Origin of the sequence: Ottowia massiliensis, from assembly GCF_900240305.1 — a bacterium.
GTDB lineage: Bacteria > Pseudomonadota > Gammaproteobacteria > Burkholderiales > Burkholderiaceae_C > Ottowia > Ottowia massiliensis.
Genome location: NZ_LT964854.1, coordinates 1,692,480 through 1,718,274 on the forward strand (window position 1 = coordinate 1,692,480; position 25,795 = coordinate 1,718,274).

Annotated in this window: 23 protein-coding genes; 6 read left to right on the plus strand and 17 right to left on the minus strand. The window is 66.5% G+C overall.

Features of this window, described 5'->3' with window-relative positions; translation table 11 throughout:
- Positions 1-93 precede the first annotated feature (93 nt).
- Positions 94-1,536, minus strand: a complete 1,443-nt coding sequence (dnaA, locus tag C1720_RS07630) for a chromosomal replication initiator protein DnaA (RefSeq protein WP_102284575.1) — start codon at positions 1,534-1,536, stop codon at positions 94-96.
- On the opposite strand from dnaA, the gene C1720_RS12940 reads away from it, so the two are divergent.
- From C1720_RS12940 to yidC, 5 genes are all read left to right on the plus strand, one after another.
- The gene (locus C1720_RS12940; RefSeq protein ID WP_146006913.1) at positions 1,535-1,765 is read left to right on the plus strand and encodes a hypothetical protein; all 231 of its coding nucleotides are present in this window, start codon (positions 1,535-1,537) and stop codon (positions 1,763-1,765) included. The two genes, dnaA and C1720_RS12940, sit on opposite strands and share 2 nt — an antisense overlap.
- 142 nt (positions 1,766-1,907) lie before the next feature.
- On the plus strand, positions 1,908-2,042 hold the full coding sequence (gene rpmH / locus C1720_RS07635) for a 50S ribosomal protein L34 (RefSeq protein WP_006299042.1): 135 nt from the start codon (positions 1,908-1,910) through the stop codon (positions 2,040-2,042).
- A 26-nt stretch (positions 2,043-2,068) separates the two neighbouring features.
- Positions 2,069-2,584 (plus strand): ribonuclease P protein component, encoded by a 516-nt coding sequence (locus C1720_RS07640; RefSeq protein WP_102283787.1) that lies wholly within the window; start codon positions 2,069-2,071, stop codon positions 2,582-2,584.
- Positions 2,585-2,623: 39 nt separating this feature from the next.
- A complete protein-coding gene (gene yidD, locus C1720_RS07645) occupies positions 2,624-2,926 on the plus strand; it encodes a membrane protein insertion efficiency factor YidD (protein ID WP_102283788.1) in 303 nt (100 codons plus the stop codon).
- Complete coding sequence (yidC, locus tag C1720_RS07650) at positions 2,923-4,614, plus strand: membrane protein insertase YidC (RefSeq protein ID WP_102283789.1); 1,692 nt, start codon at positions 2,923-2,925, stop codon at positions 4,612-4,614. Before yidD ends, yidC begins: the two co-directional genes overlap by 4 nt.
- 670 nt (positions 4,615-5,284) lie before the next feature.
- On the opposite strand, the gene lpxC is transcribed toward yidC, so the two are convergent.
- From lpxC to C1720_RS12945, 16 genes are all read right to left on the minus strand, one after another.
- On the minus strand, positions 5,285-6,208 hold the full coding sequence (gene lpxC / locus C1720_RS07655) for a UDP-3-O-acyl-N-acetylglucosamine deacetylase (protein WP_102284576.1): 924 nt from the start codon (positions 6,206-6,208) through the stop codon (positions 5,285-5,287).
- A 122-nt stretch (positions 6,209-6,330) separates the two neighbouring features.
- Positions 6,331-7,557, minus strand: coding sequence for a cell division protein FtsZ (gene ftsZ, locus C1720_RS07660; RefSeq protein ID WP_102283790.1), 1,227 nt, complete (start codon positions 7,555-7,557; stop codon positions 6,331-6,333).
- Between the two features lie 130 nt (positions 7,558-7,687).
- Positions 7,688-8,917: a cell division protein FtsA gene (ftsA, locus tag C1720_RS07665; RefSeq protein WP_102283791.1), complete on the minus strand. Its 1,230-nt coding sequence runs from the start codon at positions 8,915-8,917 to the stop codon at positions 7,688-7,690.
- A 31-nt stretch (positions 8,918-8,948) separates the two neighbouring features.
- Positions 8,949-9,782: a cell division protein FtsQ/DivIB gene (locus C1720_RS07670; protein ID WP_102283792.1), complete on the minus strand. Its 834-nt coding sequence runs from the start codon at positions 9,780-9,782 to the stop codon at positions 8,949-8,951.
- The gene (locus tag C1720_RS07675) at positions 9,779-10,747 is read right to left on the minus strand and encodes a D-alanine--D-alanine ligase (protein ID WP_102284577.1); all 969 of its coding nucleotides are present in this window, start codon (positions 10,745-10,747) and stop codon (positions 9,779-9,781) included. Before C1720_RS07675 ends, C1720_RS07670 begins: the two co-directional genes overlap by 4 nt.
- Positions 10,748-10,769: 22 nt before the next feature.
- Positions 10,770-12,188, minus strand: a complete 1,419-nt coding sequence (gene murC, locus C1720_RS07680) for a UDP-N-acetylmuramate--L-alanine ligase (protein ID WP_050714894.1) — start codon at positions 12,186-12,188, stop codon at positions 10,770-10,772.
- A 258-nt stretch (positions 12,189-12,446) separates the two neighbouring features.
- Positions 12,447-13,541 (minus strand): undecaprenyldiphospho-muramoylpentapeptide beta-N-acetylglucosaminyltransferase, encoded by a 1,095-nt coding sequence (gene murG / locus C1720_RS07685; protein WP_102283793.1) that lies wholly within the window; start codon positions 13,539-13,541, stop codon positions 12,447-12,449.
- Positions 13,538-14,806: a putative lipid II flippase FtsW gene (gene ftsW, locus C1720_RS07690; RefSeq protein WP_102283794.1), complete on the minus strand. Its 1,269-nt coding sequence runs from the start codon at positions 14,804-14,806 to the stop codon at positions 13,538-13,540. Before ftsW ends, murG begins: the two co-directional genes overlap by 4 nt.
- Positions 14,803-16,308, minus strand: a complete 1,506-nt coding sequence (gene murD, locus C1720_RS07695; RefSeq protein ID WP_102283795.1) for a UDP-N-acetylmuramoyl-L-alanine--D-glutamate ligase — start codon at positions 16,306-16,308, stop codon at positions 14,803-14,805. The genes ftsW and murD overlap by 4 nt, the downstream gene beginning before the upstream one ends.
- A 4-nt stretch (positions 16,309-16,312) precedes the next feature.
- Positions 16,313-17,503 (minus strand): phospho-N-acetylmuramoyl-pentapeptide-transferase, encoded by a 1,191-nt coding sequence (gene mraY / locus C1720_RS07700; protein WP_102283796.1) that lies wholly within the window; start codon positions 17,501-17,503, stop codon positions 16,313-16,315.
- Entirely contained in the window at positions 17,493-20,546 is a 3,054-nt protein-coding gene (gene murF, locus C1720_RS07705) for a bifunctional UDP-N-acetylmuramoyl-L-alanyl-D-glutamate--2,6-diaminopimelate ligase MurE/UDP-N-acetylmuramoyl-tripeptide--D-alanyl-D-alanine ligase MurF (RefSeq protein ID WP_102283797.1), read from the minus strand. Before murF ends, mraY begins: the two co-directional genes overlap by 11 nt.
- On the minus strand, positions 20,546-22,267 hold the full coding sequence (locus C1720_RS07710; protein WP_102284578.1) for a peptidoglycan D,D-transpeptidase FtsI family protein: 1,722 nt from the start codon (positions 22,265-22,267) through the stop codon (positions 20,546-20,548). The genes murF and C1720_RS07710 overlap by 1 nt, the downstream gene beginning before the upstream one ends.
- Before the next feature lie 35 nt (positions 22,268-22,302).
- Complete coding sequence (ftsL, locus tag C1720_RS07715) at positions 22,303-22,602, minus strand: cell division protein FtsL (protein WP_050714889.1); 300 nt, start codon at positions 22,600-22,602, stop codon at positions 22,303-22,305.
- Entirely contained in the window at positions 22,599-23,561 is a 963-nt protein-coding gene (gene rsmH, locus C1720_RS07720) for a 16S rRNA (cytosine(1402)-N(4))-methyltransferase RsmH (RefSeq protein ID WP_102283798.1), read from the minus strand. The genes ftsL and rsmH overlap by 4 nt, the downstream gene beginning before the upstream one ends.
- Positions 23,536-23,964 (minus strand): division/cell wall cluster transcriptional repressor MraZ, encoded by a 429-nt coding sequence (mraZ, locus tag C1720_RS07725; protein WP_050714887.1) that lies wholly within the window; start codon positions 23,962-23,964, stop codon positions 23,536-23,538. Before mraZ ends, rsmH begins: the two co-directional genes overlap by 26 nt.
- A gap of 31 nt (positions 23,965-23,995) precedes the next feature.
- Positions 23,996-24,370: a hypothetical protein gene (locus C1720_RS12945; protein WP_146006914.1), complete on the minus strand. Its 375-nt coding sequence runs from the start codon at positions 24,368-24,370 to the stop codon at positions 23,996-23,998.
- Here C1720_RS12945 and C1720_RS07730 point away from each other — a divergent pair.
- The gene (locus C1720_RS07730) at positions 24,313-25,503 is read left to right on the plus strand and encodes a deoxyguanosinetriphosphate triphosphohydrolase (protein WP_199170975.1); all 1,191 of its coding nucleotides are present in this window, start codon (positions 24,313-24,315) and stop codon (positions 25,501-25,503) included. The genes C1720_RS12945 and C1720_RS07730 overlap by 58 nt on opposite strands.
- The last annotated feature ends 292 nt before the right edge of the window (positions 25,504-25,795 follow it).

The window sequence follows — 25,795 nt, forward strand, 5'->3', positions numbered from 1 at the left end:
AGAGCGCGATGAAACGGGCCTGAATCCGCCTCTCGTCCTACAGGAATACGAGGGTTCAGCTATTGATTCATGAGCGAATGCAGCCTGGACGCTTCATCCCTTGATGGTTTGCTCCAGCACATGCAGCTGCTGGTTCAGTTCGGTGTCTTGCTTGCGGTCAGCGCCGATCTTGCGCACGGCGTGCAGCACGGTGGTGTGATCGCGCCCGCCGAAGGACTCGCCAATTTCAGGCAGGCTTTTTTGTGTCAGCTCCTTGGCCAGGTACATGGCGATCTGGCGCGGCCTGGCAATGGCGGCGGGACGGCGCTTGCTGTACATGTCAGCCACTTTGATTTTGTAGAAGTCGGCCACGGCCTTCTGGATGTTTTCCACGCTGATCTGGCGGTTTTTGATGGACAGCAGATCGCGCAGCGCCTCTTTGGCCATCTGGATGGAGAGCTTTTCGCCATTGAAGCGCGAGTAGGCCAGCACCTTGTGCAGCGCGCCTTCCAGCTCGCGCACGTTGGAATGCACGCCCTTGGCGATGAAAAAGGCCACTTCTTCGGGCAGCTCCACGTCCACGGCGGCGGCCTTGTTCATCAGGATGGCCACGCGCATCTCGAACTCCGGCGGCTCCAGCGCCACCGTCAGGCCCGAATCAAAGCGCGAGACCAGGCGCTCGTGAATGTTGGTCAGCCCCTTGGGGTAGGTGTCGCTGGTCATCACCACGTGGCTTTTCTTGGCCAGCAGCGCCTCGAAGGTGTTGAAGAACTCTTCTTGCGTTTTTTCCTTGTTGCCGGTGAAAAACTGCACGTCGTCGATCAGCAGCAAGTCAAGCGAGTGGTACTTCTCGCGAATGGACTCGAAATTCTTGTTCATGGAGGCGCGCACCACGTCCGAGACGAACTGCTCGGCGTGGATGTAGAGCACGCGCGCTTGCGGATTGAGCTGCTGCAAACGGTTGCCCGTGGCGTGCATCAAGTGCGTTTTGCCCAGGCCCACGCCGCCATAAATGAACAGCGGGTTGTAGAGCTTGCCGGGCGCGCTGGCCACGTGCAGCGCGGCAGCGTGCGCCATGCGGTTGGCGGTGCCTTCCACCATCGTCTCGAAAGTCAGGGACGGATTGAGCTGGCTGCGCGGACGCTCGGCGGGCGCAGGCGCGCCAGCCTGCTGAGGCTCTTGCTGGGCGGTTTGGATGGTTGGGGCGGCTTGTGCCGGCGCCGGGCGCGCGGCGGCCGCTTTGGGCCGGGCTGCGGGCGCGGCGGCCACGGCCAGGCGCACCTGCACGGGCGCGCCACAGACTTCTTCCAGCGCAGCGGCGATGTGGCCTGCGTATTTCTCGCGCACGAAGTCCAGCTTGAAACGGTTGGGAGCGAACACGGTGACGCTGGCGCCTTCGTCATCCATCTGCGCCGTCAGCGGCTTGATCCAGAGGTCAAACAGCTTCTGGTCGATTTGCTGCGACAGGGCTTCGACGCAAGCGGGCCAGGGCGAAGCGGCGTGCGGGAAGGAAGCAACTGGAGAAGAAGCAGAGGGCGGGCGGGCGGCGCTGGGCATGGAGAGACGAGCGGAAAGCAGCAAACGAAAAACAGAAGGGCGGCAGATGAAGCAGCAGGCCAAAGCGACGGGCGGCGCCCGGGCGGCGCTGAGCGCAGGGCGCGGAAAGCGCGGCGGCGGGCCAAGCCTGCGGCGCTTGCGCATTCCCATGACAGCGAAAAGGAAACAGGAGTCGAAGCGCGCGGAAAACGGAGCCGGGCAAAAATTCTATCCACAGGCTGCGGCTTGACACAATCCCGCCCCTGATGGCATGCAATTGCCCGTGCCCGCTGATGATGGCGGAATTTGTGATAATCCGACGTTTACCTGCGCTGCGGCGCAGCTGCTTTTTTTCCGACTCTCGTACTGCAAAAAGGACAAGCATCATGGCCATGAAACGCACTTATCAGCCCTCCAAGATCCGCCGCGCCCGCACGCACGGCTTTTTGGTGCGCATGAAAACGCGCGGCGGCCGCGCCGTCATCAACGCCCGCCGCGCCAAGGGCCGCAAACGCCTGGCCGTCTGAGCCGTCGCGGCGGCTTCAAAAGGCACATGAGCGCAGGGGCAGCAGGCGAACCAGACGCGGCGGGCCGCGCGCTTTCAGCCGCAGCGTCCCGCTCTTGGCTGCGGCTGAAAACGCGCGCCCAATATCAGGCCGTGCTCAAAAATCCGCCAGCAGCCCGCACGACGCATTTCGCGCTGCACCGTCTGGCGTGGAGCGGCAGCGCCGCCGTAACGCCTGCCGAAAGGCAAAAACCGGTCTTCACACCCGCCAGCGGCGTGTGGCTGGGCGCGATGGCGCCCAAGCGCTGGGCGCGCCGCGCCGTCACGCGCAACGCCATCCGGCGCCAGATTTATGCGTTGGGGCAGCAAAAGGCGGGCGGCTGGCCCGCTGGCGCCTGGCTGGTGCGTTTGCGCGCCGGCTTTGACCGCAGCCAGTTTCCCAGCGCTTCATCCACTGCCCTCAAACGCGCCGTTCGCAGTGAGCTGGAGCGGCTTTTCGCGCGCGCCTTGCCGTCTGCAAACACAAAGCCCGCAGCGGATTCACTGCCGCCCGGCCTTTCTTAACCGCCCAATCGCTTCCCGGATTGCCTTTCTTTTCTCGCCATGCGCAAGCTGCTCATTGCCCTGGTTCGCGGCTACCGCCTGTTGCTGTCGCCCTGGCTGGGATCGGCCTGCCGCTTTGAGCCGACTTGCTCTCTTTACGCCATTGAAGCGCTGGAGCGCCACGGCGCGCTGGCAGGCAGCTACCTCACACTGCGGCGGCTGGGCCGCTGCGGTCCCTGGTGCGCAGGCGGCCATGATCCCGTGCCTGACGCGCCGCCGCGCCTCTGCCGTCTTTTCACTTCGCCGCCGGCTGTTTCACGCCGCCCGCCAGCGTCCGCTTCCCCAACCGAACCAACTCCATGAACGACATTCGCCGCACCATCCTGTGGGTCGTTTTTGCCCTCTCCAGCATCTTGCTGTGGGACAAATGGCAGGTCCACAACGGCCGCCCGGCCACGTTCTTTCCCAGCCCGGCGGCCACAGCCCAAGGGCCGCAAGGCGCGGGCGCTGCGCCTTCAGCCGTGCCTGCGGCCACGGGCGCATCCGGCGCTTCTGCGCTTTTGCCCGGCCAGGCCGCGCCAGCCGCTCTGCAACCGGCCAGCGAGCGCATCGAAGTCACCACCGACGTGATGAAGCTCGTGTTCGATACCCGGGGCGGCTCCATCATCCACAGCGAATTTCTGGCGTATGACGAGGCGGGCCGCCCCGGCAAACCCTTCGTGCTGCTGGACGACAGCCGCGAGCGCATCTACCAGGCCCAGTCCGGCCTGGCCAACCCGCAAGGCGCGCCTTTGCCCACGCACGAAACCGTCATGCAGTTCAGCGGCGAGCGCGCGCTCAAGGACGGCGAAAACACCCTCACCCTGCGCTTTGAATCGCCCGAAATCGGCGGCGTCAGGCTTGTAAAAACCTACACGCTGGAGCGCGGCTCCTACGTCATCCACACTGCGCACGAAATCATCAACGGCGGCCAGCAGCCCGTTTCGCCCCAGCTCTACGTTCAGCTGGTGCGCGATGGCGGCAAGGAAGCGGGCGAGACCGGCTTTTATTCCACCTTCACCGGCCCGGCCTTCTACACGCCCGAAAAGAAATACCAGAAGGTTGAATTCAAAGACATCGCCAAAGGCGACGCCAGCTACCAGAAAACATCGCCAAACGGCGGCTACGTCGCCATGGTGCAGCACTACTTCGCCAGCGCCTGGGCCTTCGATGAACAAACCGCGCTGGAAAACTCCGCCCGCCAGGTGTCGCCCAACCTGTATGCAGCCACCATGCTCACGCAGCCCAGGCTGGTAGCGCCTGGCGCAAGCGAAACGCTCAATGCGCGCCTGTTCATCGGCCCGCAAATCGAAACCGTGCTGGAGCATGTGGCCCCCGGCCTGGAACTGGTCAAGGACTATGGCTGGTTCACCATCCTCTCCAAGCCGCTGTATGCCCTGCTCAACTGGCTGCACAGCCTGCTGGGCAACTGGGGCTGGGCCATCGTCGCCCTGGTCGTGCTGCTGAAAATCGCCTTCTACTGGCTCAACGCCAAGGCCTACGCCAGCATGGCGAAGATGAAAGCCATCAGCCCGCGCATCACGGCCCTGCGCGAGCGCTACAAGGACAAGCCGCAAGACATGCAGCGCGAGATGATGCGCATCTACCGCGAAGAAAAAGTGAACCCCCTGGGCGGCTGCCTGCCCATCCTGATCCAGATTCCGGTGTTCATTGCCCTGTACTGGGTGCTGCTGTCCAGCGTGGAAATGCGCGGCGCGCCCTGGATTCTGTGGGTCACTGACCTGTCGGTGAAAGACCCCTACTACATCCTGCCGCTGGTCATGGCGCTCACCACCCTGTTTCAAACGGCGCTCAACCCGCTGCCGCCCGATCCCATGCAGGCCAAGATGATGTGGATCATGCCGCTCGTGTTCAGCGTCATGTTCTTCTTCTTCCCTGCGGGCCTGGTGCTCTACTGGATCACCAACAACATCCTCACCATCGCCCAGCAGTGGATCATCAACACGCGCCTGGGCGTGCCACCGCAGTTCAACCTGCCCAAGTTCAAGTAAAACGAAAAAGCCCGCAATTGCGGGCTTTCTCGCGTTTGTCCGCGCACCGTTTTTGGGAATGCGTTGCGGAAGGAGGCGGCGCTTCAACGCAGATGTGTTCGCTTCCGCCTTGCGGCGGCCTTTCACGGCAAAGCGAAGTTCTGACGTTGGACAAACGCGCTGGTCACATGTCCTATCGCCCGCAAATCTTCAGAGCGTGTTCACAATCTGCCCGGAATTGCGAAAAGTGCAAGCTCAGGCGGGCTTGCGGGCGATTGGCCGCTGCGCGCCCCTGAGCGGATGGCACCCACCAAATGGCATCAGAAACAGGAGCGAATTTGGGAGGCATGAAACACTGCTTTGCGCAATCCCTACTAGGACATCATGCTATTGATAAAGTAGCGAAATATTGCCCGCCCGCTTTTTCGAGATGAGGCTAAAAGCAGATTCAAAGGCACTCTTGAAGGCACAGGCAACAGGTGGCAGATGCTGGATGCGCCTCTGTCATGCTTGTCTATTCATAGCTTAATGTCCTCGTGAAATGTGCGCGAAACGGCGGTTTCTGCCCGTAAGTTCGCTCCTCTCTTTGAGGCAATATGACAAGCTGGTTTTGCTGTTTGACAAAGCCTTGCTGCATGGCGAACCTTTCGGAGGCGCCGTTGGCATCTATACACGGATTGCAGGCGGTTTTCTACCAAGCTTTGGCCAGCTGGCCAAAGCCTGCTGGAGCCTGCTGCTCGTCTGCGAAGCTCACGATTTCATAAGCGTCGGGCTGCGCCAGCAGTGCGCGCAGTAGCTGGTTGTTCAGCGCATGGCCAGAGCGGAAAGCGCTGTAGGCTGCCAGCATGGCGTGGCCTATGCAATAGAGGTCGCCGATGGCATCCAGAATCTTGTGCTTGGCGAATTCTTCGTCGTAGCGCAGGCCATCGGGGTTGAGCACTTTCACGTCGTCCATCACGATGGCGTTGTCCAGTCCGCCGCCCAGCGCCAGGCCATGTGAGCGCATGGCTTCGACATCGCGGCTGAAGGCGAAGGTGCGCGCGCGCGCGATGTCACGGCTGTAGCGGCCTGATCCCAGATCAAACGTCACGCGTTGCGTGGTCGCGTCCACGGCGGGGTGGCTGAATTCGATTTCAAAGCTCAGTGTGAAGCCGTGCAGCGGCTCCAGCCGCGCCCATTTAAGCTGAGGCCCTTCGCCTTCGCGCACTTCCACGGGCCGTTTGACACGCACGAACCGCTTGGGCGCGGGCTGGATCTCGATGCCCGCGCTTTGGAGGAGATAGACGAAAGCAGAGGCGGAGCCGTCCAGAATGGGAACTTCTTCCGCCGTGATGTCGATGTAGAGGTTGTCGATGCCTACGCCTGCACAGGCCGACATCAGGTGTTCGATGGTGCGTACGCGCACGTCGCCCTGAGTCAAGGTGGTGGCTAGGCGCGTGTCATTGACCGAATCGGCGCGCACGGCGATGGTGACGGGCGCGGCCAGGTCGGTGCGCCGGAACACGATGCCCGTGTTCACGGGCGCAGGGCGCAGCGTCAGCTCAACGCGCTTGCCGCCGTGCAGGCCAACGCCTGCGGCGTGGACGATGGATTTGAGGGTGCGTTGCGCAAGCATGGTTTCAGGTGATCGGAGCGCGTCAGCAAAAAAGCCGGTGACGCAAGCGGCAAAAGGCCGGATGGCTTTTTGCACAGCCATCCAGCCTCTTGGGGGCAGGGCGCCTGGAACGTGCGCGAAATTCAGTCTGCCTGCTTGCGCAAAAAGGCAGGAATATCGTAGTTATCCACTCCGCCGCTGGCGGCCGGGCGCGCGGCGGGCGCTCCGGGGCGGGCGGTGCCTGCGCGCGCAGGCGAGGCGCGAAACGCCGAGGAAGACAGGCCCAGGTGACCGAAGTCGGAGGTCTGGAAGCCATTGCCTGCGGCGGGCGTGGACAGCATCACGTTGTCCGTGCCCGTGCGCAAGCCGCCTTGCAGCACCGACATGGGCTGGCGCATGGCGTTGGGGTTGGACAGGCCCGTGGCTACCACGGTCACGCGGATTTCATCGCCGAGCGCGTCGTCATAGGCCGCGCCATAGATGGTTTGCGCTTCAGGCGAGGCATAGTGGCGAATGGCCTCCATGGCCGTTTTGGATTCGTTCAGCTTGAGTGAACCGCGCGCCGCCGTAATGAGCACCAGAACGCCACGCGCGCCGGAGAGATCAATGCCTTCCAGCAAGGGGCAGGCCACGGCTTTCTCTGCGGCAATGCGGGCGCGATCGGGGCCGCTGGCCGTCGCCGTTCCCATCATGGCTTTGCCGGGTTCGCTCATGACGGTGCGCACGTCTTCAAAGTCCACGTTTACGAAGCCATAGTCGTTGATGATTTCAGCGATGCCGCCCACGGCGTTTTTCAGCACATCGTTGGCTTCAGCGAAGGCGTCTTCCTGCGTGATGTCGTCGCCCAGCACGTCAAGCAGTTTTTCATTGAGCACCACGACCAGCGAATCGACGTTGGCCTCCAGCTCCTGCAAGCCCGCCTCGGCATTGGCCATGCGGCGTCCGCCTTCCCATTCAAAAGGCTTGGTGACCACGCCCACGGTCAAAATGCCCATGTCTTTGGCAATACGCGCAACCACGGGGGCGGCGCCGGTGCCCGTGCCGCCGCCCATGCCTGCCGTGATGAACAGCATGTGCGCGCCCCGGATGGCTTGGCGGATTTCGTCGGCGGCGGCTTCAGCGGCTTCGCGGCCCTTGTCAGGCTTGCTGCCAGCGCCCAAGCCGCTGGTGCCCAGCTGAATGGCCTGACCCGCGCGGGTACGGCCCAATGCCTGCGCATCCGTATTGGCACTAATGAATTCGACGCCTTGCACATTGCGGTTAATCATGTGATCTACGGCGTTGCTGCCGCCGCCGCCTACGCCGATGACCTTGATGCGTGTTCCTGTATTGAAGCCGCTGGCATCGGTGTCGATCATTTCAATGGGCATTTTTCTGTCCTTTATTTGGTTTTCTGCGCTGTCACAGAGGGAAAGTCAATGAAATCTTTTGCTACAACCCCGGATGATCCGGAGAATGAATAAACCAAGGCATTATTTTGCAGGAAATATGGTGTTCATGTCATAGATTCCCTATAAAAAAGTCCCTGATACGGCTGAACATCAATTTGATGCCGCCCGCTTCTGCGGCTTTGAAGCCACGCATGCGCGCCAGGCGCGCTTCTTCCAGCAAACCCATGACCGTGGCCACCCGAGGGTGCGCCAGCATGTCGGACATTTCCTGCGCGCGCCTGGGCACGGCCACGCGCACGGGTTTGAGAAAAATGTCTTCGCCCAGATCAACCATGCCCGGCATGGAGGCGCTGCCGCCTGTCAGCACGATGCCTGCGGATTGCATCTGCTCTTCCAGGCCGGACTCGTGAATGACTTGCTGAACGAGGGAGAAGATTTCAACCACGCGCGGCTCGATCACGCCCGCCAGCGCCTGCTTGCTGATCTGGCGCAAGTCCTGCTCGCCCATGCCGCTCACGTCCACATCCACTTCACGGGGCGCCAGCATCTGCTTGGCCACGCCATGCTCCACCTTGGTGTGCTCGGCGTTTTCCATGGTGGTGTGCAGGCCGATGGCGATGTCGCTGGTCATCAGCTCGCCCGCAATGGGAATGACGGCCGTGTGGCGTATGGCGCCGCCAAAGAAGATGGACACATCGGTCGTGCCCGCGCCAATGTCCACGCAGACGGCGCCCAGCTCGCGCTCGTCGTCCGTCAGAACGGCTAGGCCCGAAGCCAGCGGGTTGAGCATGATCTGGTCCACCTCCAGGCCGCAGCGGCGCACGCACTTGAGCACGTTTTCGGCCGCGCTTTGCGCGCCGGTGACGATGTGCGCGCGCGTTTGCAGCCGTTTGCCGCTCATGCCCACGGGTTCGCGCACCAGATTGCCGTCGATGATGAATTCCTGCGGTTCCACCAGCAGCAGGCGCTGGTCGGCCGCCGTGTTGACGGTCTTGGCCGAATCCACCGCGCGCGCCACGTCCTGCACGGTGACTTCCTTGCCCTTGACCATCACCATGCCGCTGGTGTTGAGGCTGCGGATATGGCTGCCTGTCAGGCCCGTGTGAACGCGGCTGATGTTGCAGCCCGCCGTCTGCTCGGCCTCCTTGATGGCCTGGTCAATGCTGCCTACCGTGGCTTCAATGTCCACCACCACGCCGCGCTTGATGCCCTTGCTGACCGCTGTGCCCAGCCCTACCAGGCGCAGCTGGCCGTCGGGCTGCACTTCGCAAGTCACGGCCATGACTTTGGCGGTGCCTATGTCCAGGCCGGTGATCAGGTTCTTGTGTTCTTTCGCCATAACGTTTCTCTTGTGCGTCCTTCTCCTGAAGTCAGGGCTGTGCGTGAGTGGTGCTGATGCCGTGCAGCCGCAAGGCGTAGCCGCCGGAGTGGCGCAAGTCCGCCGAGGCAATGGCTTGCGGCTGGCGCTGGTGGCGCGCCGCCACTTCGCCCGCCGTGGCCGCGAACTGCGCCAGGCGCGTGACCAGCTCGTCCGCCGTGCCGCCGCCCAGCTCCAGCGTGGCGTTCTGGTTCAGGCGGGCGCGCCAGTTGCCGCGCTCAAGCAAGGTCAGCTCCTGCATGCGCAGGCCAAGAGGCGCGAGCAGGGGCGCCAGCCGCTGATACATGGCCAGCACTTCGGCCGCCTGATCCGGCGGCCCATCCAGCCGGGGCATGGAAGACATGGATCCGGATGCGGCCGTTTCGCTTTCCGGCGCCAGACCGTCAGGATCGGCGCTGCCGTCGTCGTCTCCATCCTGCCCGTCAAAGATTTCGCCTTGGGCATTGAGCAGCTGCTTGCCCTCTTCTCCCCAGTAGGCCACGGGCACGTGCTCCTGCAAGGTCACGTGCAGCAGATTCGGGAACTCCCGCCGCACCACGGCCCGCCGCACCCAGGGGGCGGATTCAAAAGCCGCTTGCGCCTGCGCCATTTGCAGGGTGATGAAGTTGCCCTGCAGCAGCGGCACGATGTTGGCTTGCAGGCTGCTTGCGCTGTTGTGCTCCACATCGCCATCCACGGTGATTCGCCCTATGGCGAACACGGGCTGGCGCAGCGCCCACCATGCGGCAGCGGCCACGCACGCCAGCGCCACGCCGGCCAGCAGCAATCTGGCGGCGAAGTCCATCAGGCGCACGTCCCACGACGCCATGGCAGGCGCGCCGCTCATGCGCGGCCCTCCGCGTAGTCCAGCGTGGCCTCGGCCAGCAGGCGCAGGCACAAGTCCTCGTAGTCCAGGCCCGTGGCGCGGGCGGCCATGGGCGCGAGGGAGTGGCTGGTCATGCCGGGCGAGGTGTTGATCTCCAGCAGCCAGGGCTGGCGCGTGGCGCGGTCAATCATTACGTCCAGCCGCCCCCAGCCACGGCAGCCGATCACGCGATAGGCGCGCTCGGCCAGGGCATGCAGCCGGGCTTCTTCCTGCGGCGGCAGGCCGCTGGGCACGTGGTAGCGCGTGTCGTTGCTAAGGTATTTGTGCTCGTAGTCGTAGTTGCCGCCTGGCGCTTCAATGCGCACGGTGGCTTGTGCTTGCGCCGTCTCGCCCGCGCCCAGCACCAGGCAAGTCACTTCCTCGCCGTCTATGAACTGCTCGCACAGCACGTCGGCGTCCAGGCGGGCAGCGGCTTCAACGGCGGCGGCCAGCTCGCCGGCCTGCATGACTTTGGTCAGCCCCAGCGAAGAGCCTTCGCGCGCGGGCTTGACGATGAGCGGCAGCCCCAGCGTCTGCACCACCTCTTGCAACTTCTGCGGGGCATGGCCGCCCTGGCGCAAAAAGACGTGGCGCGGCGTGGGCAGCCCTTCGGCCAGCCACACGCGCTTGGTCATGATTTTGTCGATGGCAATGCTGCAAGCCTGCACGCCCGCGCCGGTGTAGGGCAGGCCCAGCAGCTCCAGCGCGCCCTGCACGGTGCCGTCTTCGCCGTAGCGGCCATGCAGGGCGATGAAGCAGCGGGCAAAGCCTTCGCGCCGCAGCTCGCCCAGGTCGCGCTCTGCGGGGTCGAAAGGGTGGGCGTCCACGCCGCGCGCGCGTAGCGCCTGCAAAACGCCCTGTCCCGATTGCAACGAGATTTCGCGCTCCGACGAGCGCCCGCCCATGAGAACGGCCACTTTGCCAAACGGCTTGTCTTGCACGGTCATGCTGTTTTCTTCCAATGAATCATCAGGCTGCAATTTTGATAGCAGGCCGGGCCTGCTCCAGCACTTTGGCGGGCACGCCGCCAATGGAACCCGCGCCCATGCACATCACCACGTCGCCCGCGCGCGCGTGGGTCAGGATGGCTTGCGGCATGTCGGCAATGTCGTCCACGAACACCGGCTCCACCTGGCCTGCCACGCGCAGCGCGCGCGCCAGCGTGCGGCCATCGGCGTGGGCCACAGGCTCTTCGCCGGCGGCATACACCTCGGCCAGCAGCACAGCGTCGGCACTGCCGATGACTTTCACGAAATCCTCGAAGCAGTCGCGCGTGCGGCTGTAGCGGTGCGGCTGGAAGGCCAGCACCAGCCGCCGCCCCGGAAACGCGCCGCGCGCCGCCGCCAGCGTGGCCGCCATTTCCACGGGGTGGTGGCCGTAGTCGTCTATCAGCGTGAAGCGCCCGCCTCCGGCGGCCTGCACTTCGCCGTAGCGCTGGAAGCGCCGGCCCACGCCGTTGAATTCGGCCAGGGCTTTTTGCACGGCCGCGTCAGGCAGGTTCAGCTCGGTGGCAATGGCAATGGCGGCCAGCGCGTTGAGCACGTTGTGCTCGCCCGCCAGATTGAGCGTGACGGGCATGTCCGGCAGGCGTATGCCATTGGCGCGCTGCACCGTGAACTGCATCTGGCCGCCAGCGGCGCGCACGTCCACGGCGCGCACTTGCGCATCCTGGCCAAAGCCGTAGGTCGTCACGGGGCAGTTCACCTCTTGCAGGATTTCGCGCACCGCCGGGCTTTCCACGCACAGCACGGCCACGCCGTAAAAGGGCATGCGGTGCAGGAAGTCGACAAAGGCTTTTTTCAGCCGCGCGAAGTCGTGGCCGTAGGTTTCCATGTGGTCGGCGTCGATGTTGGTGACGGCCGCCATCACGGGCATGAGGTTGAGAAACGACGCGTCCGATTCATCCGCCTCGGCCACGATGTATTCGCCCGCGCCCAGCCGCGCATTGACGCCGGCGCTGTTGAGCCGCCCGCCAATCACGAACGTGGGGTCCAGCCCCGCCTCGGCCAGCACGCTGGCCACCAGGCTGGTGGTGGTGGTTTTGCCGTGCGTGCCCGCAATGGCGATGCCCTTGCGCAGGCGCATCAGCTCGGCCAGCATCACGGCGCGCGGCACCACGGGAATGCGCTTTTCGCGCGCGGCCAGCACTTCCGGGTTGTCGGGCTTGACGGCAGTGGAAGTCACCACGGCGTCAGCGCCCTCGATGTGCGCAGCCTCGTGCCCCACGAAGGCGCGTATGCCCAGCTGCTGCAAGCGCCGCAGCGTGGCGCTGTCGGCCAGGTCCGAGCCGCTGATGACGTAGCCCAGGTTGTGCAGCACTTCGGCGATGCCGCTCATGCCGGCACCGCCCATACCGACGAAGTGAATGCGGCGTATGGCTTGTTTCATGGTGTCAGGTCTTTCAAGATGTCCAGGGCCTCTGTTTGCGCGCCTGCACAGCTGGATGATTCGCTTCTTTTTCCATAGCATGATGTCCTAGTGAAACGTGCGCAGCAGGCGTTTTCGATGCCTTTGATTTGCTCCTGATTCCGGAGTAACTTGGTGGAATGGCGCAGGCATGCCTTCCAGCCTGCTCCGGGCCGTCCGGCCTGATGGAACGAGGGCCTTGCGCTCTCATCCCGACAGCAAGGGGCAAGACTGGGGCGTTCATGGCTGGCACAGCTCCTGGCAGGCGTCGGCCACGGCCTGCGCCGCACCGGTTTTCTGTTTTTCCCGGGCCGCCTGCGCTTGCTTGAGCAGCGCACTGCGGCTGGCGCTGCCCAGCAGGCGCGCGAGCTTTTGCGGCGTGAGATCGGCCTGCTGAATCAGCTGGCCCGCGCCGGCATCGGTCAGAAAGCGCGCGTTGGCGCTCTGGTGGTCGTCCACGGCGTAGGGAAAAGGCACGAACAGCGCGGCCGCGCCCACGGCGGCCAGCTCCGTCACCGTGGCCGCGCCCGCGCGGCAAATCACCCAGTCGGCATCGGCAAACGCCTGCGCCATGTCGTCAATGAAGGGCACGGTTTCGGCCTGCACGCCAGCGGCGGCGTAGGCGGCCTTGAGCGCATCAATCTGCTTGGCGCCGCTTTGGTGCAGCACCTGCGGGCGCTCGCCTTCAGGCAACAGGGCCAGCGCCTGCGGCACGATGTCATTGAGCGCCTTCGCGCCCAGGCTGCCGCCTACCACCAGCAGGCGCAGCGGGCCGCTGCGGCCCGCAAAGCGTTCGGCAGGCGGCGGCACCTGCAAAAAGGCCGATCGCAACGGGTTGCCCACCCATTCGCCGCGCGGCAGCGTGCCCGGAAAGGCGGTGAACACGCGCCGCGCCAGCCGCGCCAGCAGCCGGTTGGACAGGCCCGCCACCGAGTTCTGCTCGTGCAGCACCAGCGGCTTGCCGCACAAGGCGCCTGCCAGCGCGCCCGGCACGGTCACGTAGCCGCCCATGCCAATCAGCACGTCGGGCCGCACGCGGCGCACCACGGCGCGCGCCTGGCGCAAAGCGCGCCACAGCCGCCAGGGCAGCGCCAGCAGCGCGCGCCAGCCCTTGCCGCGCACGCCGCCAAATTCAATGGCCTCAAAGGCAAAGCCGCGCGGCGGCGCCAGCTGCTCTTCCATGCTGCCGGGCGTGCCCAGCCAGTGCACGCGCCAGCCGCGCGCGCGCAGCTCTTCGGCCACGGCCAGGCCGGGAAAGATGTGGCCGCCGGTGCCCCCGGCCATCATCAGGGCGCAAGGCGGCGGGTTCTGGCTTGTCTGGTTTGCCTGGCTCATGCGCGCGCTCCATAGCCGTACATCAGCTGGCGGTTTTCCGCGTCCACGCGCAGCACGATGGCCAGCGCCACCAGATTGACCACCAGCGCCGAGCCGCCGTAGCTCATGAGCGGCAGCGTCAGCCCCTTGGTGGGCAGCGCGCCCAGATTCACGCCGATGTGAATGAATGCCTGAAAGCCCAGCCACAGGCCGATGCCCTGCGCCACCAGCCCCGAATACACGCGGTCAATGGCGATGGCCTGCCGCCCGATGAGAAGGATGCGGCGCGTCAGCCACATAAAGGCCAGCGTCACGCACACCACGCCCGCCAGGCCCAGCTCTTCGCCGATGACGGCCAGCAGAAAGTCGGTGTACGGCTCGGGCAGCCAGTGCAGCTTTTCCACGCTCGCGCCCAGCCCCACGCCCCACAGCTCGCCGCGCCCCAGCGCGATGAGCGCCTGCGTGAGCTGGTAGCCCTTGTTGCGGGCGATTTCCGGATCCCAGGGGTTCATGAAGGCCAGCATGCGGGCGCGCCGCATGTCCGAGAAGTACAGGATGAGCGCCATCACCGCCGCCGTGAGCGCCAGCACGATCAGGAAGATGCGCCAGTTCACCCCGCCCAGCCACAAAATGCCCAACGCGATGATGGCGATCACGATGAAAGTGCCCATGTCGGGCTGCTTCATCAGCAAGATGCCCAGCAGGCCCACAATGCCCACCAGCGGAAACACCGTGCGCACGAAGCCGTCGCCGCTCTCAATGCGCCGCACCATGTAGCCCGCCACGTAAAGCGGCGTGACGACTTTCAGCAGCTCCGCCGGCTGGAAAGTGAACACGCCGAAGTTGATCCAGCGCCGCGCGTTGTTGTAGACCACGCCCACGCCCGGCAGCAGCACGGCGATCAGCAGCGCCAGCATGACCACGAAAATCCAGGATGAATACCGCTCCCACCACAGCATGGGCACCTGAAAGGCCAGCGCGGCGGCAATCAGGCCGATGACCATCCACTTGAGCTGCCCCAGCAGGAAGTTGTAGGGCGACAGGTGCGCAAAGCGCGGGCTGTCGGGCAGCGCGATGGTGGCCGAAAACACCATGACCAGCCCCAGCGCGAGCAGGCACGCGGCCACCCAGATCAGCGCCTGATCCATCTCCGGCACGCGCGTGGGCGTGCTGGCCACGCGCACGTATTGCGCGCCGCCAATGCGCACGGGCAAATCGTCCACCGCCGCGCGGGCCGGGCGCGCGGCCCAGCCCGCGCCAAACAGGGATGCGAACAACTGCCTCACGGCGCGGCCTCCAGCAGCGCGCCCGCTTCGGCGGCCTGCGCCTGCACGGCTTGCGCGAAGGCTTCGGCGCGGTGCGCGTAGTCGCGGAACATGTCCATGCTGGCGCAGGCGGGCGAGAGCAGCACGGCGTCGCCCGGCTGCGCGGCGCGGCGGCACAGGGCCACGGCCTCGTCCATGCTGGCGGCCTCGTGCAGGCTGACGCCAGTGTCAGCCAGCGCCTGGCGGATTTGCGGCGCATCGCGCCCGATCAGCACCACCGCGCGGGCGCAGCGCGCCACGGGCGCGGCCAGCGGCGAAAAATCCTGCCCCTTGCCCAGCCCGCCCAGAATGACAGCCAGCTTGCGGCCGGCCCCCAGGCCTTGCAGGGCCGCCACGGTGGCGCCCACGTTCGTGCCTTTGCTGTCGTCAAAGTATTCGACCCCGGCAAAGCGGCCTATGGATTGCACGCGGTGCGGCTCGCCCCGGTATTCGCGCAGGCCGTAGAGCATGGGCGCCAGCGGGCAGCCCGCCGCGTGCGCCAGCGCCAGCGCCGCCAGCGCGTTGAGCGCGTTGTGGCGGCCCTGAATGCGCAGGGCGTCTGCGGGCATGAGGCGCTGCAAGTGCAGCGCATCGTCCGCGCCCTTTGGGCCTTCGGCATCGTGCGCGCGCACCAGCCAGGTCATGCCATGAACCGTTTCCAGCCCGTAATCGCCTGGCTGCGCGGGCAGGCCGCTGCCAAAAGTGATGACCGTGCGCGGCGCGGGCCGGGGCGCTCCTTTGGTCGATCCTTTGGCTGTTTTCACTGCCACGGGCGCGGGGCGCATGGCGGCCACCCATTCGTCATCGCGGTTGAGCACCATCGCGCCAGCTGCGCCAAACACGCGCGCCTTGGCCGCCGCGTAAGCCTGCATGCTGCCGTGCCAGTCCAGATGGTCTTGCGTGACGTTGAGCACGGTGGCCGCCGCCGGCTCGAAGGCATGCGCGGCGTCCAGCTGAAAGCTGGACAGCTCCAGCACCCAGACATCAGGCAGGGCATCGGCTTGCAGCCTTTCGGTGAGCGTGTCCAGCAGCGTGGGGCCGATGTTGCCGGCCACGGCCACTGTTTTGCCCGCGCGCTCTGCGAGCTGGCCCGTGAGCGCCGTCACGGTGGTCTTGCCATTGGTGCCCGTGATGGCGATGACGGCGGGCGCGTAGCCGCGCTGCGCCTTCAGGTCGGCCAGCGCCTGGCTGAACAAGTCCAGCTCGCCCGATACGGCCACGCCGCGCCGCGCCGCTTCGTCCAGCACGGGCTGCAACTGGGCCGGGGCCAGGCCGGGGCTGCGCAGCACGCAAGTCACGGTTTCATCCACCAGGCTGGCGGTCAGTGCGCCGCCCGCAAAGCGCACGCCTTCAGGCAGGCTGGCGCGCTGCGGCGGGGCCTCGCGCGTGTCGGCCACCGTCACCTGGTCGCCCTGGCGCAAGCGCCAGCGCGCCATCGCCAGCCCCGAAAGGCCCAGACCCAGAATCAGCACGTGTGCGCCCATCGCCCTACCTCAGCTTCAGCGTTGCCAGCCCGGCCATGCACAGCAGCATGGTGATGATCCAGAAGCGGATGACCACTTGCGTTTCGGCCCAGCCCTGTTTTTCAAAGTGATGGTGCAGCGGCGCCATCTTCAGCAGCCGCCGGCCTTCGCCGTAGCGGCGTTTGGTGTATTTGAAATAGGCCACTTGCGCGACGACCGACAGCACCTCGGCCACGAACACGCCGCCCATGATGGCCAGCACGATTTCCTGGCGCACCACCACGGCCACCGCGCCCAGCGCGCCGCCCAGCGCCAGCGCGCCCACATCGCCCATGAACACGCGCGCCGGCGGCGCGTTGAACCACAAAAAAGCCAGGCCCGCGCCCATCATGGCGGCGCAAAACACCAGCACTTCTCCCGCGCCGGGAATAAAGGGAAACAGCAGGTATTTCGAGAACACCGCGCTGCCGCTCACGTAGGCGAAGATGCCCAGCGAGGAGCCGACCATGATGACCGGCATGATGGCCAGCCCGTCCAGCCCGTCGGTGAAGTTCACGGCGTTGCTGGAGCCGACGATGACGCAAAAGCTCAGCGCCACAAAACCCAGCACGCCCGCCGGGTAGCCGATTTCCTTGAAAAACGGCACCAGCAGCGTCAGCCGCGCGGCGTTTTCGGGCGCGAAATCCAGCGGCAGGCCCGCCGCCACCCATTGCGTGAACAGCGCCCAGGCTTCCTGCGTGGAATTGCCCAGCAGGCTGAAGGCCAGCAGCAGCACGGCCAGCAGGCCCACCAGCGTCTGCCACATGAATTTCTCGCGCGAGCGCATGCCCTCCGGGTCTTTGCGCACCACCTTGCGCCAGTCGTCCACCCAGCCGATGGCGCCAAAGCCAAAAGTCACCAGCAGCACGATCCACACGAAGCGGTTGGAGAGGTCAAACCACAGCAGCGTGGCCACCGCAATGGCCAGCAGCACCAGCACGCCGCCCATCGTGGGCGTGCCGTTTTTGGCCAGGTGCGTCTGCATGGCGTAAGCGCGCACGGGCTGGCCGATCTTCAGCTCCGTCAGGCGGCGGATGACCCAGGGGCCAAAGGCAATGCCGATCAGCAGCGCCGTCATGGCGGCCATGACGGCGCGGAAGGTGATGTACTGAAAGATGCGCAGGAAACCCCACTCGGGCATCACGCCTTGCAGCCACGCGGCCAGATTAAGCAGCACCGCTTGCTCCTTGTCGTTCCAGTGTCCGCACGAGCCGCTCCATCTGCATGAAGCGCGAGCCCTTGACGGCGATGCAGCCCGCTTGCGGCAGCAGCGCCAGCGCCGCCGCTTGCAGGGCATCCATGTTTTCAAAATGACGGCCGCCCGCGCCAAAGGCCCGCACGGCGTGCGGCGTCAGCCCGCCCAGCGCCAGCAAATGCGTGACGCCCCGGCTGCGGGCATACGCGCCCGCTTCGGCATGAAAAGCCGCGCCCTGGCGGCCCACCTCGCCCATGTCGCCCAGCGCCAGCACGCGCGGGGCGGGCATGCCCGCCAGCACGTCAATGAGCGCCAGCACGGAATCGGGGTTGGCGTTGTAGGTGTCGTCAATCAGCGTGACGGCGCGGCCTGCCACGTGCAGCAGCGCCGCGCGCGAGCGGCCCGCCACGGGGCGAAAGGCTGTCAGCCCTGCCACCATCGCCTCAACCGGCGCGCCCGCCGCCACGGCGCAGGCCAGCGCGGCCAGCGCATTGAGCAGGTTGTGGCGGCCTGCGGCGTGCAGGCTGAAAGCCACTTCGCCCACGGGCGTGACGGCACTGGCGCGCCAGCTTTCGCCTTGCCAGAGCGCCTCGCGCGCGAACACGCCCGCGCCTGCGGCCTGCTCTCCAAATGTGAGCAGGCGGTGCGGCCCCGCAAGCGATGTCCACAGCTTTTCATGGGCATCGCCCGCCGGAAAAATGGCCGTGCCGCCTGCTTGCAGGCAGCCAAAGACACTGCCGTTTTCCCGCGCCACGGCTTCCACGCCCGGCATGAATTCCTGATGCTCGCGCTGCGCGTTGTTCACCAGCGCCACGGCAGGCGCGGCCATGCGGGCCAGCACGGCGATTTCGCCGGGGTGGTTCATGCCCAGCTCCACCACGGCCACGCGGTGTGCGGGGCGCAGGCGCAGCAGGGTCAGCGGCACGCCCACGTCGTTGTTCAGGTTGCCTTGCGTGGCCAGCGCGGCGCTGCCGTGCCAGGCGCGGAAGATGGCGGCCAGCATTTGCGTGACAGTGGTTTTGCCGTTGCTGCCCGTCACGGCCACCAGCGGCCCGGCAAAGCAGCGGCGGCGCCAGCCAGCGGCCATTTGCCCCAGCGCGCGGCGGGCATCGGGCGCGGCCAGGCCGGGCAGACCGCTGGCTTGCAGCTGCGGCCAGCTGGCGGCATCCACCAGCGCGCAGGCCGCGCCTTTGCGCGCGGCTTCGGGCAGAAAGTCGGCGGCGTCGAATCGCTCGCCGCGCAGCGCCACGAACAAGTCGCCCGGCGCGAGCGTGCGCGTGTCGGTGTGCACGCGGGCCACGGGCGTGGCCGCATCGCCTGCCAGCTGCGCGCCTTCCACCCATTGCGCCACTTCGCCCAGCGTCAGGCCCATGCCTTGCGCCGCCGGGTCGTTGCCAGAGGCTGGTTTGCTATTGCTTTGATAGCTGGAAGTCCCCGTATTTAAAGGACCTGCGCCGGTTTTGGCTCTGTTTTGGGCCAAGGCGCGGCGGGCTTCGGCCTGATCCGAGAAGGGGCGGCGCTCGCCCTTGATTTCCTGATAGTCCTCATGGCCCTTGCCAGCGATCAGCACCACGTCCGCCGGCTGGGCCGCCTGCAAGGCCAGGGCGATGGCGCGGGCGCGGTCCGGCTCGGCGCGCGGCTGGCTGCCGGGCGGCAGGCCGCGCAGCACGTCGGCCATGATGGCTTGCGGGTCTTCATCGCGCGGGTTGTCGCTGGTGACGAGCACTTCATCGGCCAGCCGCGCGGCGGCCGCGCCCATCAGCGGGCGCTTGCCCTTGTCGCGGTTGCCGCCGCAGCCGAACACGGCCCAGAGCCGCCCGCCGCGCGCTGCCGCCAGCGGGCGCAAGGCTTGCAGGGCTTTTTCCAGCGCGTCGGGCGTGTGGGCGTAGTCCACCACGGCCAGCGGCTGGCCGGCCGCGGCAATCTGCTCCATGCGGCCCGGCACGGCGGGCAGGCGGCTGCACGCACGCGCGGCGGCGGCCAGCGGCACGCCCAGCGCGCGCATGGCGGCCATCACGCCCAGCACATTGCTGACGTTGTAGGCGCCCACCAAGTCTGTTTGCAGCGCGTGGGCCGCGCCGCCTGCTTCATGCACGGTGAAGGCCAGCCCTTGCGGGCGCTGCTCCAGCCCGCTGGCCCACAGGCGCGCGCCTGCGGCGGGCGCCGCGCCGCCCTGGCACAGCGCGCAGCCCCACACGTCCACGCCGCGCTGGCCGGTGGCTTCGGCCAGCGCGAGGCCTTGCGGGTCGTCCAGGTTGATGACGGCCGCTTGCAGGCCGGGCCAGGCAAACAGCGCGGCCTTGGCCTGCCAGTAAGCCTGCATGCTGCCGTGCCAGTCCAGATGGTCTTGCGTGAAATTGGTGAACACGGCCACGCGCACGACCAGCCCGGCCATGCGGCGCTCGGCCAGGCCGATGGAAGAGGCCTCCATCGCGCACGAGCGCGCGCCTTCGTCCAGCATGCGGCGCAGCCCGGCTTGCAGCTGCACGGGGTCGGGCGTGGTCAGGCCCGTGGCCTGCAAGCGGCCCGGCAGGCCCATGCCCAAAGTGCCCGCAAAGCCGCATGGATTCAGCGCGGGCAGCTCCTGATCTGATGGCAAACCGGGATGCGAGAGCGCCGCCGCCAGCCACCAGGCGCTGGAGGTTTTGCCATTGGTGCCCGTGATGGCGATGACGGGCATGCGCTGCGAAGGGTGGCCGTAGAACGCGGCGGCCACCCGGCCGGCCTGCGCTTTCAGGCCGGGCAGGCAGGCCACGGGCGCGCCAGCGGGCAGGCCGGCCAGCGCGGCCTGCGCTTCTTCGGGCGAGGCGGGCGGCTCCATCAGGCAGGCCGCAGCGCCTTGCGCCAGCGCGGCGGTCAAGAAGCGCCGCCCGTCGGCCGCTGCGCCGGGCCAGGCGATGAAGCCGTCTCCTGCCTGCACCTGGCGGCTGTCGGTGCGCAGCTGGCCGCGCACGCGCTGGCGCAGCCACTGGGCGGCTTCTTCGGGCGTGCGCAAGTGCGCAATGGGGGCGTCAGCCAGGGGCATCACATGGACTCCTCTGCCGCGTCGCTCACGATTTGCGGCTTGACTTTCAGGTCGGGCTGCACGCCCAGCGTGCGCAGCGCCTGCTCGGTGACCAGGCTGAACAGGGGCGCGGCCACCAGGCCGCCGTAGTAGCCGCCGCTGCTTGGCTCGTCAATCATCACGACGATGACCAGCTTCGGGTCGCTGATGGGCGCCATGCCCACGAACCACGAGCGGTATTTGCCATCGCCATAAGAGCGGCCCACCAGCTTGCGGGCCGTGCCGGATTTGCCGCCCACGGAGTAGCTGTCGGTCTGCGCCTGCTGCCCCGTGCCGCCGGGGCCGGTGGCCATTTGCAGCATCTTGCGGATGGCGCCGGCCGTCTTGGCGGTGAACACCCGCGCGCCCTGCTCCAGCGGGTGGTTTTCGTCCACGCGGTTCAGGCGCAGGCGCGTGACATGCCCGTCTCCGGCAAAGGCCGAATAGGCGCGCGCCAGCTGCACCAGGGAGGCCGAGAGGCCGTAGCCGTAAGACATGGTGGCCTTTTCCGTGGGCCGCCACTGCTTCCAGGGGCGCAAGCGGCCCAGCGCCGCGCCCTTGAGGCCGATTTCGGGCCGCTGGCCGAAGCCCAGCGCGGTGTAGCTGTCCCACATTTGCTGGGGCTGGAGCTTTTGCGAGATCTTGAGCGAGCCGACGTTGCTGGACTTCTTGATCACGCCTTCCACCGTGAGCGTGCCGTAGTTGTGCACGTCGCGGATGGTGAAGCGGTCCAGCTGGTAGTAGCCGGGCGCGGTGTTGATGAGCGTCTGCGGCGTCACTTGCCCGGCGTCCAGCGCCATGGCCACCGTCACGGGCTTCATGCTGGAGCCAGGCTCGAACGCTTCGGCCAGCGCCATGTTGCGAAAGCGCTCCTGCCCGGCCTTTTTCCACTTCTCGCGGTTCGGCCACTCTTCCGGCTCGTAGCTGGGGTAATTGACCATGGCGATGATTTCGCCCGTCAGCGCATCCAGCGCCACCACGCTGCCGGCGCGCGCCTTGTGCTGCATGACGGCATCGCGCAGCTTGCGGTAGGCGTAGGCCTGGATGCGCGCGTCAATGGACAGATACACATCCTGCCCGTCCACCGGCGGCTCTTCTTCGCCCACCACCTCGATCACGTGGCCCAGCTGGTCACGGATGACGCGGCGCGAGCCGGGACGGCCCGCCAGCTCCTTTTCATACAGGCGCTCGGCGCCTTCCAGCCCCACATTGCTGTCTCCTGCAAACCCCACCACGTGGGCGGCGGCAGCGCCTTCGGGGTATTTGCGGAAGAAGTCGCGCTGCACTTCCAGCCCCTTCATCTTGAGCGCGGCCACTTCGGCGGCCACCGAGGCGTCCAGATAGCGCTTCAGCCAGACGAAGTTCTTGCTCACGTCGTCGAGCTTGCGGTCCAGCTCGGCCTGCGGCACGTCCAGAATTTTTGCCAGCTGCGCGCGCTTGATGCCGTCTTCCTCGCGCACCTGGCGCGGGCGCACCGCCACGCTCACGGTCACGATGGAAGAGGCCAGAATTTGCCCATTGCGGTCCAGAATGCGCCCGCGCGTGGCGGGCAGGCTCATCGTGGTGACCAAGTGCACCTCGCCTTTTTGCTGGAGAAATTCCTTGCTCAGCACCTGCACATGAATGGCGCGCCCGACCAGCCCCAGAAAGACCAGGGCCAGGCCGGCCATGATGAAGCGGCTGCGCCACACGGGCGTTTTCATGTCCAGCAGCGGGCTTTGGGCGTAGCGGATGTCGTTCACGGCGCCTCCCCGCTTTGCGCCGCTGCGGGCGCAGCCTTGAGCTTCACGCGCTCCGTGATGGATGGCGTGGCCAGACGCATGCCCAGCCGCTGCATGGCCACCTCCTCCACGCGCAGGGAAGTGGCCAGCGCGCGCTTTTGCACTTCCAGCCGCGCCCGCTCCGAATCCAGGCGGCGCTCTTCGGCCATGGCCACATCCAGCTCGGCAAACAGGCGGCGCGCCTCGTGCTGCACGCGCACCATGTGCAGCGCGCTCATCACCACGGCCACCAGCAGGCAAAAAGCCAGTTTGTTCATGCCGCCTCCCCGCTCCAGGGCGCGGCCGTGCGCTCGGCCACGCGCAAGATGGCGCTGCGCGCGCGCGGATTGGCCGCCACCTCGCGCTCGCCGGGGCGCGTGCGGCCCAGCAGGCGCAAGGGCAGCGCCTGCGGCGCGGCAAACGGCGCGCGGCGGTCCACCACTTCACGCGAGTGGCGGGCCATGAACTGCTTGACGATGCGGTCTTCCAGCGAGTGAAAGCTGATGACGGCCAGCCGCCCGCCTTCGGCCAGCACGCCCAGGCTGGCCCGCAAGGCGGCGGCCAGATCGTCCAGCTCGCCATTGATGAAGATACGCAGCGCCTGAAAAGTGCGCGTGGCCGGGTGCTGGCCCGGCTCGCGCGTTTTCACCGCGCCGGCCACCAGCTGCGCCAGCTCCGCCGTGCCCGTCAGCGGCTTTTGCTGGCGGCGCGCGGCGATGGCGCGGGCAATGGCGCGGGCAAAGCGCTCCTCGCCAAAGTCGCGGATCACGCGGGCGATGTCTTCTTCCGCCGCTTCGGCCAGCCACTGGGCGGCGCTTGTGCCGCGCGTGGGGTCCATGCGCATGTCCAGCGGGCCATCGGCGCGCAAGGAAAAGCCGCGCGCCGGGTTGTCAATCTGCGGGGAACTCACGCCCAAATCCATCAGCACCCCGTCCACGCTGGCGGGCGCCAGCGCGCCCAGCGCCGTAAAGCTCGCGTGGCGGCATTCAAAGCGCGCGTCGCCCATGCGCGCGGCCTCGTCCATCGCCTCCGGGTCTTTGTCAAAAGCAATCAGCCGCCCGGCAGGCCCCAGGCGCTCCAGAATGGCGCGGCTGTGCCCGCCCCGGCCAAAAGTGGCGTCCACATAGCAGCCTGCGGGACGGGTGACGAGCGCGTCCACCGCCTCCGCCAGCAAAACCGTGGTGTGTGTCCAAGCCTGCACGCCAGCGCCCTCACAAGCAGATGTCCGCCAGCGCATCGGGCATGGGCGCCTGCATGCTCTGCGCCTCTTTGGCACGGTAAGTGGCCCGGTCCCACAGCTCCAGATGGCTGAGCATGCCCAGCAAGATGGCCTCGCGCGAAATGCCCGCCGCCTCGCGCAGCTCCGGCGCAATCAGCACGCGGCCCGCGCCGTCCATCTCCACATCCACGGCATGGCCCAGATAAATGCGCTTCCACCACTGCGCCGACATGGGCAGCGCCGCCACGCGCTCGCGGAACTTCTCCCACTCGGGCCGGGGAAACAGCAGCAGGCAGCCTTCCGGGTGGCGCGTGAGCGTGAGCTGGCTGCCGCAGCACTCGCGCAGGGCGTCACGATGCCGGGTCGGCATGGAAAGCCTCCCTTTGGCATCAAGAACGATGGACGACGGCCCCTGGAACAACGCGCACCCTTTCAAAAGGCCCGAAATCCAGTCAGAACACCACTTGCTGACTGCTTTTTGACCCTTTCAACCCACTTTTTTGCAAGGCCGGGAATGTAGCAAGGAAAGCCTTTTTCCGCCGATGGGAGCTACAAACTCTTTCAAAGGAATCAATGGTTTGGCTGTATTTGTATTCAGGTGTTTTCAGGCCGTCCGGCGGATGCAGACCTGGCAGCAAAGCCTGAAATTCGCTCCTGTATCCATAGCGTGATGTCCTAGTGAAATCAGCGCAGGAGCCATTTTTACGCCTGTATATTTGCTCCTTTTTCTGATTGGAAAACGGCAAAGTCCGCCAAGGCGTGCGCCACAATGCCCGCGCCGCCGGCCTTCCCGCCCCCGGCCTTTTTCCGCTTTGCCATGACTTCATCTCTCGCCCCCTGGGCCAGCCGCCCCGGCCTCTCGCGCGGCAGGCGCTACCCGCAGCCGCCCGCGCCCACGCGCAGCGAGTTCCAGCGCGACCGCGACCGCATCGTTCACTCCTCGGCCTTCCGGCGGCTGGTTTACAAAACGCAGGTGTTCGTGAACCACGAAGGCGACATGTTCCGCACGCGCCTCACGCACAGCCTGGAAGTGGCGCAGCTGGCCCGCGCCATCGCCCGCGCGCTGAATCTGGAAGAAGACCTGGCGGAAGCCATCGCCCTCGCGCACGATCTGGGCCACACCCCTTTTGGCCACGCCGGGCAAGACGCGCTCAACGCCTGCATGGCCGCGCACGGCGGCTTTGAGCACAACCTGCAAAGCCTGCGCGTGGTCGATGTGCTGGAGCAGCGCTATCCCGATTACGACGGCCTGAACCTCTGCTTTGAAACCCGCGAAGGCATCCTCAAGCACTGCTCGCCATCCAACGCCCGCCGCATCGAACAGGCCGAGCCGGGCGGCGTGGCCCGCCGCTTTCTGGACGGCACGCAGCCCTCGCTGGAAGCGCAGCTGACCAACCTGGCCGACGAAATCGCCTACAACGCGCATGACCTGGACGACGGCGTGCGCTCCGGCCTGCTCACGCTGGAACAGGTGGCCGCCGAGCCGCTGGCGGCCCGCTTTCACGCCCAGGCGCTGGCCGAACACCCCAGGCTGCAAGGCCGCCGCCTGCTCTACGAAACCATTCGCCGCATGCTCAGCGAGCAGGTATACGACGTGATCCGCCACACCCGCGCCGCCCTGGCCGAAGCCGCCCCAGCCAGCGCCGACGCCGCGCGCGCCGCCCCCGCGCCGCTGGTGCGCTTTGGCAGCGACATGCGCGCGCAATCCAGCGCGCTCAAACGCTTTCTCTTCGCCAACCTCTACCGCCACCCGCAAGTGGAAGCAACCATGCAGGCCGCCCGCCAGATCGTGCGGGAGCTGTTTGCCGCCTACTGCGCCGACCCCGCGCAGATGCCCGCCAGCTTCGCCGCCCGCGCGGAACGCGAGCGCGCCGTGGCCGATTTCATCGCAGGCATGACCGACCGCTTCGCCATCAGCGAGCACGAGCGCCTCACAGGCCGCCGGCTCATGCCCCGGTAGGCGAGGCGGCGCCCCAAAGCCCCGGCGCCAGCCCACGGCCCGCCAGCGAACGCCAAAAGGCGGATCGAAACGAGCCTGACGCAGGCAGCAGCCCGGCGCTATTTCGCTCTTCTATCCATAGCATGAGGTCCTAGTGCATATTGCGCTGAAGGGCATATGCTGCCCCTCAAATTTGCTCCTGTTTTTAATTGGAAACAGTGCACCAGCCCTCGATGACAACGGGCAGATGGAGGCCATCAGCAGCTGGCCCAGCGGCCATGCGCCCGCGCTTTTCGTCTGCGCTTTTTGCGCC

Coding starts and splice junctions, on each gene's coding strand:
- C1720_RS12940 (WP_146006913.1), top strand. CDS start 1,535: ATGGAGAGACGAGCGGAAAGCAGCAAACGAAAAACAGAAGGGCGGCAG.
- dnaA (WP_102284575.1), bottom strand. CDS start 1,536: ATGCCCAGCGCCGCCCGCCCGCCCTCTGCTTCTTCTCCAGTTGCTTCC.
- rpmH (WP_006299042.1), top strand. CDS start 1,908: ATGAAACGCACTTATCAGCCCTCCAAGATCCGCCGCGCCCGCACGCAC.
- C1720_RS07640 (WP_102283787.1), top strand. CDS start 2,069: ATGAGCGCAGGGGCAGCAGGCGAACCAGACGCGGCGGGCCGCGCGCTT.
- yidD (WP_102283788.1), top strand. CDS start 2,624: ATGCGCAAGCTGCTCATTGCCCTGGTTCGCGGCTACCGCCTGTTGCTG.
- yidC (WP_102283789.1), top strand. CDS start 2,923: ATGAACGACATTCGCCGCACCATCCTGTGGGTCGTTTTTGCCCTCTCC.
- lpxC (WP_102284576.1), bottom strand. CDS start 6,208: ATGCTTGCGCAACGCACCCTCAAATCCATCGTCCACGCCGCAGGCGTT.
- ftsZ (WP_102283790.1), bottom strand. CDS start 7,557: ATGCCCATTGAAATGATCGACACCGATGCCAGCGGCTTCAATACAGGA.
- ftsA (WP_102283791.1), bottom strand. CDS start 8,917: ATGGCGAAAGAACACAAGAACCTGATCACCGGCCTGGACATAGGCACC.
- C1720_RS07670 (WP_102283792.1), bottom strand. CDS start 9,782: ATGAGCGGCGCGCCTGCCATGGCGTCGTGGGACGTGCGCCTGATGGAC.
- C1720_RS07675 (WP_102284577.1), bottom strand. CDS start 10,747: ATGACCGTGCAAGACAAGCCGTTTGGCAAAGTGGCCGTTCTCATGGGC.
- murC (WP_050714894.1), bottom strand. CDS start 12,188: ATGAAACAAGCCATACGCCGCATTCACTTCGTCGGTATGGGCGGTGCC.
- murG (WP_102283793.1), bottom strand. CDS start 13,541: ATGAGCCAGGCAAACCAGACAAGCCAGAACCCGCCGCCTTGCGCCCTG.
- murD (WP_102283795.1), bottom strand. CDS start 16,308: ATGGGCGCACACGTGCTGATTCTGGGTCTGGGCCTTTCGGGGCTGGCG.
- murF (WP_102283797.1), bottom strand. CDS start 20,546: ATGCCCCTGGCTGACGCCCCCATTGCGCACTTGCGCACGCCCGAAGAA.
- C1720_RS07710 (WP_102284578.1), bottom strand. CDS start 22,267: ATGAAAACGCCCGTGTGGCGCAGCCGCTTCATCATGGCCGGCCTGGCC.
- ftsL (WP_050714889.1), bottom strand. CDS start 22,602: ATGAACAAACTGGCTTTTTGCCTGCTGGTGGCCGTGGTGATGAGCGCG.
- rsmH (WP_102283798.1), bottom strand. CDS start 23,561: ATGCGCTGGCGGACATCTGCTTGTGAGGGCGCTGGCGTGCAGGCTTGG.
- C1720_RS07730 (WP_199170975.1), top strand. CDS start 24,313: ATGCCCGCGCCGCCGGCCTTCCCGCCCCCGGCCTTTTTCCGCTTTGCC.
- C1720_RS12945 (WP_146006914.1), bottom strand. CDS start 24,370: ATGAAGTCATGGCAAAGCGGAAAAAGGCCGGGGGCGGGAAGGCCGGCG.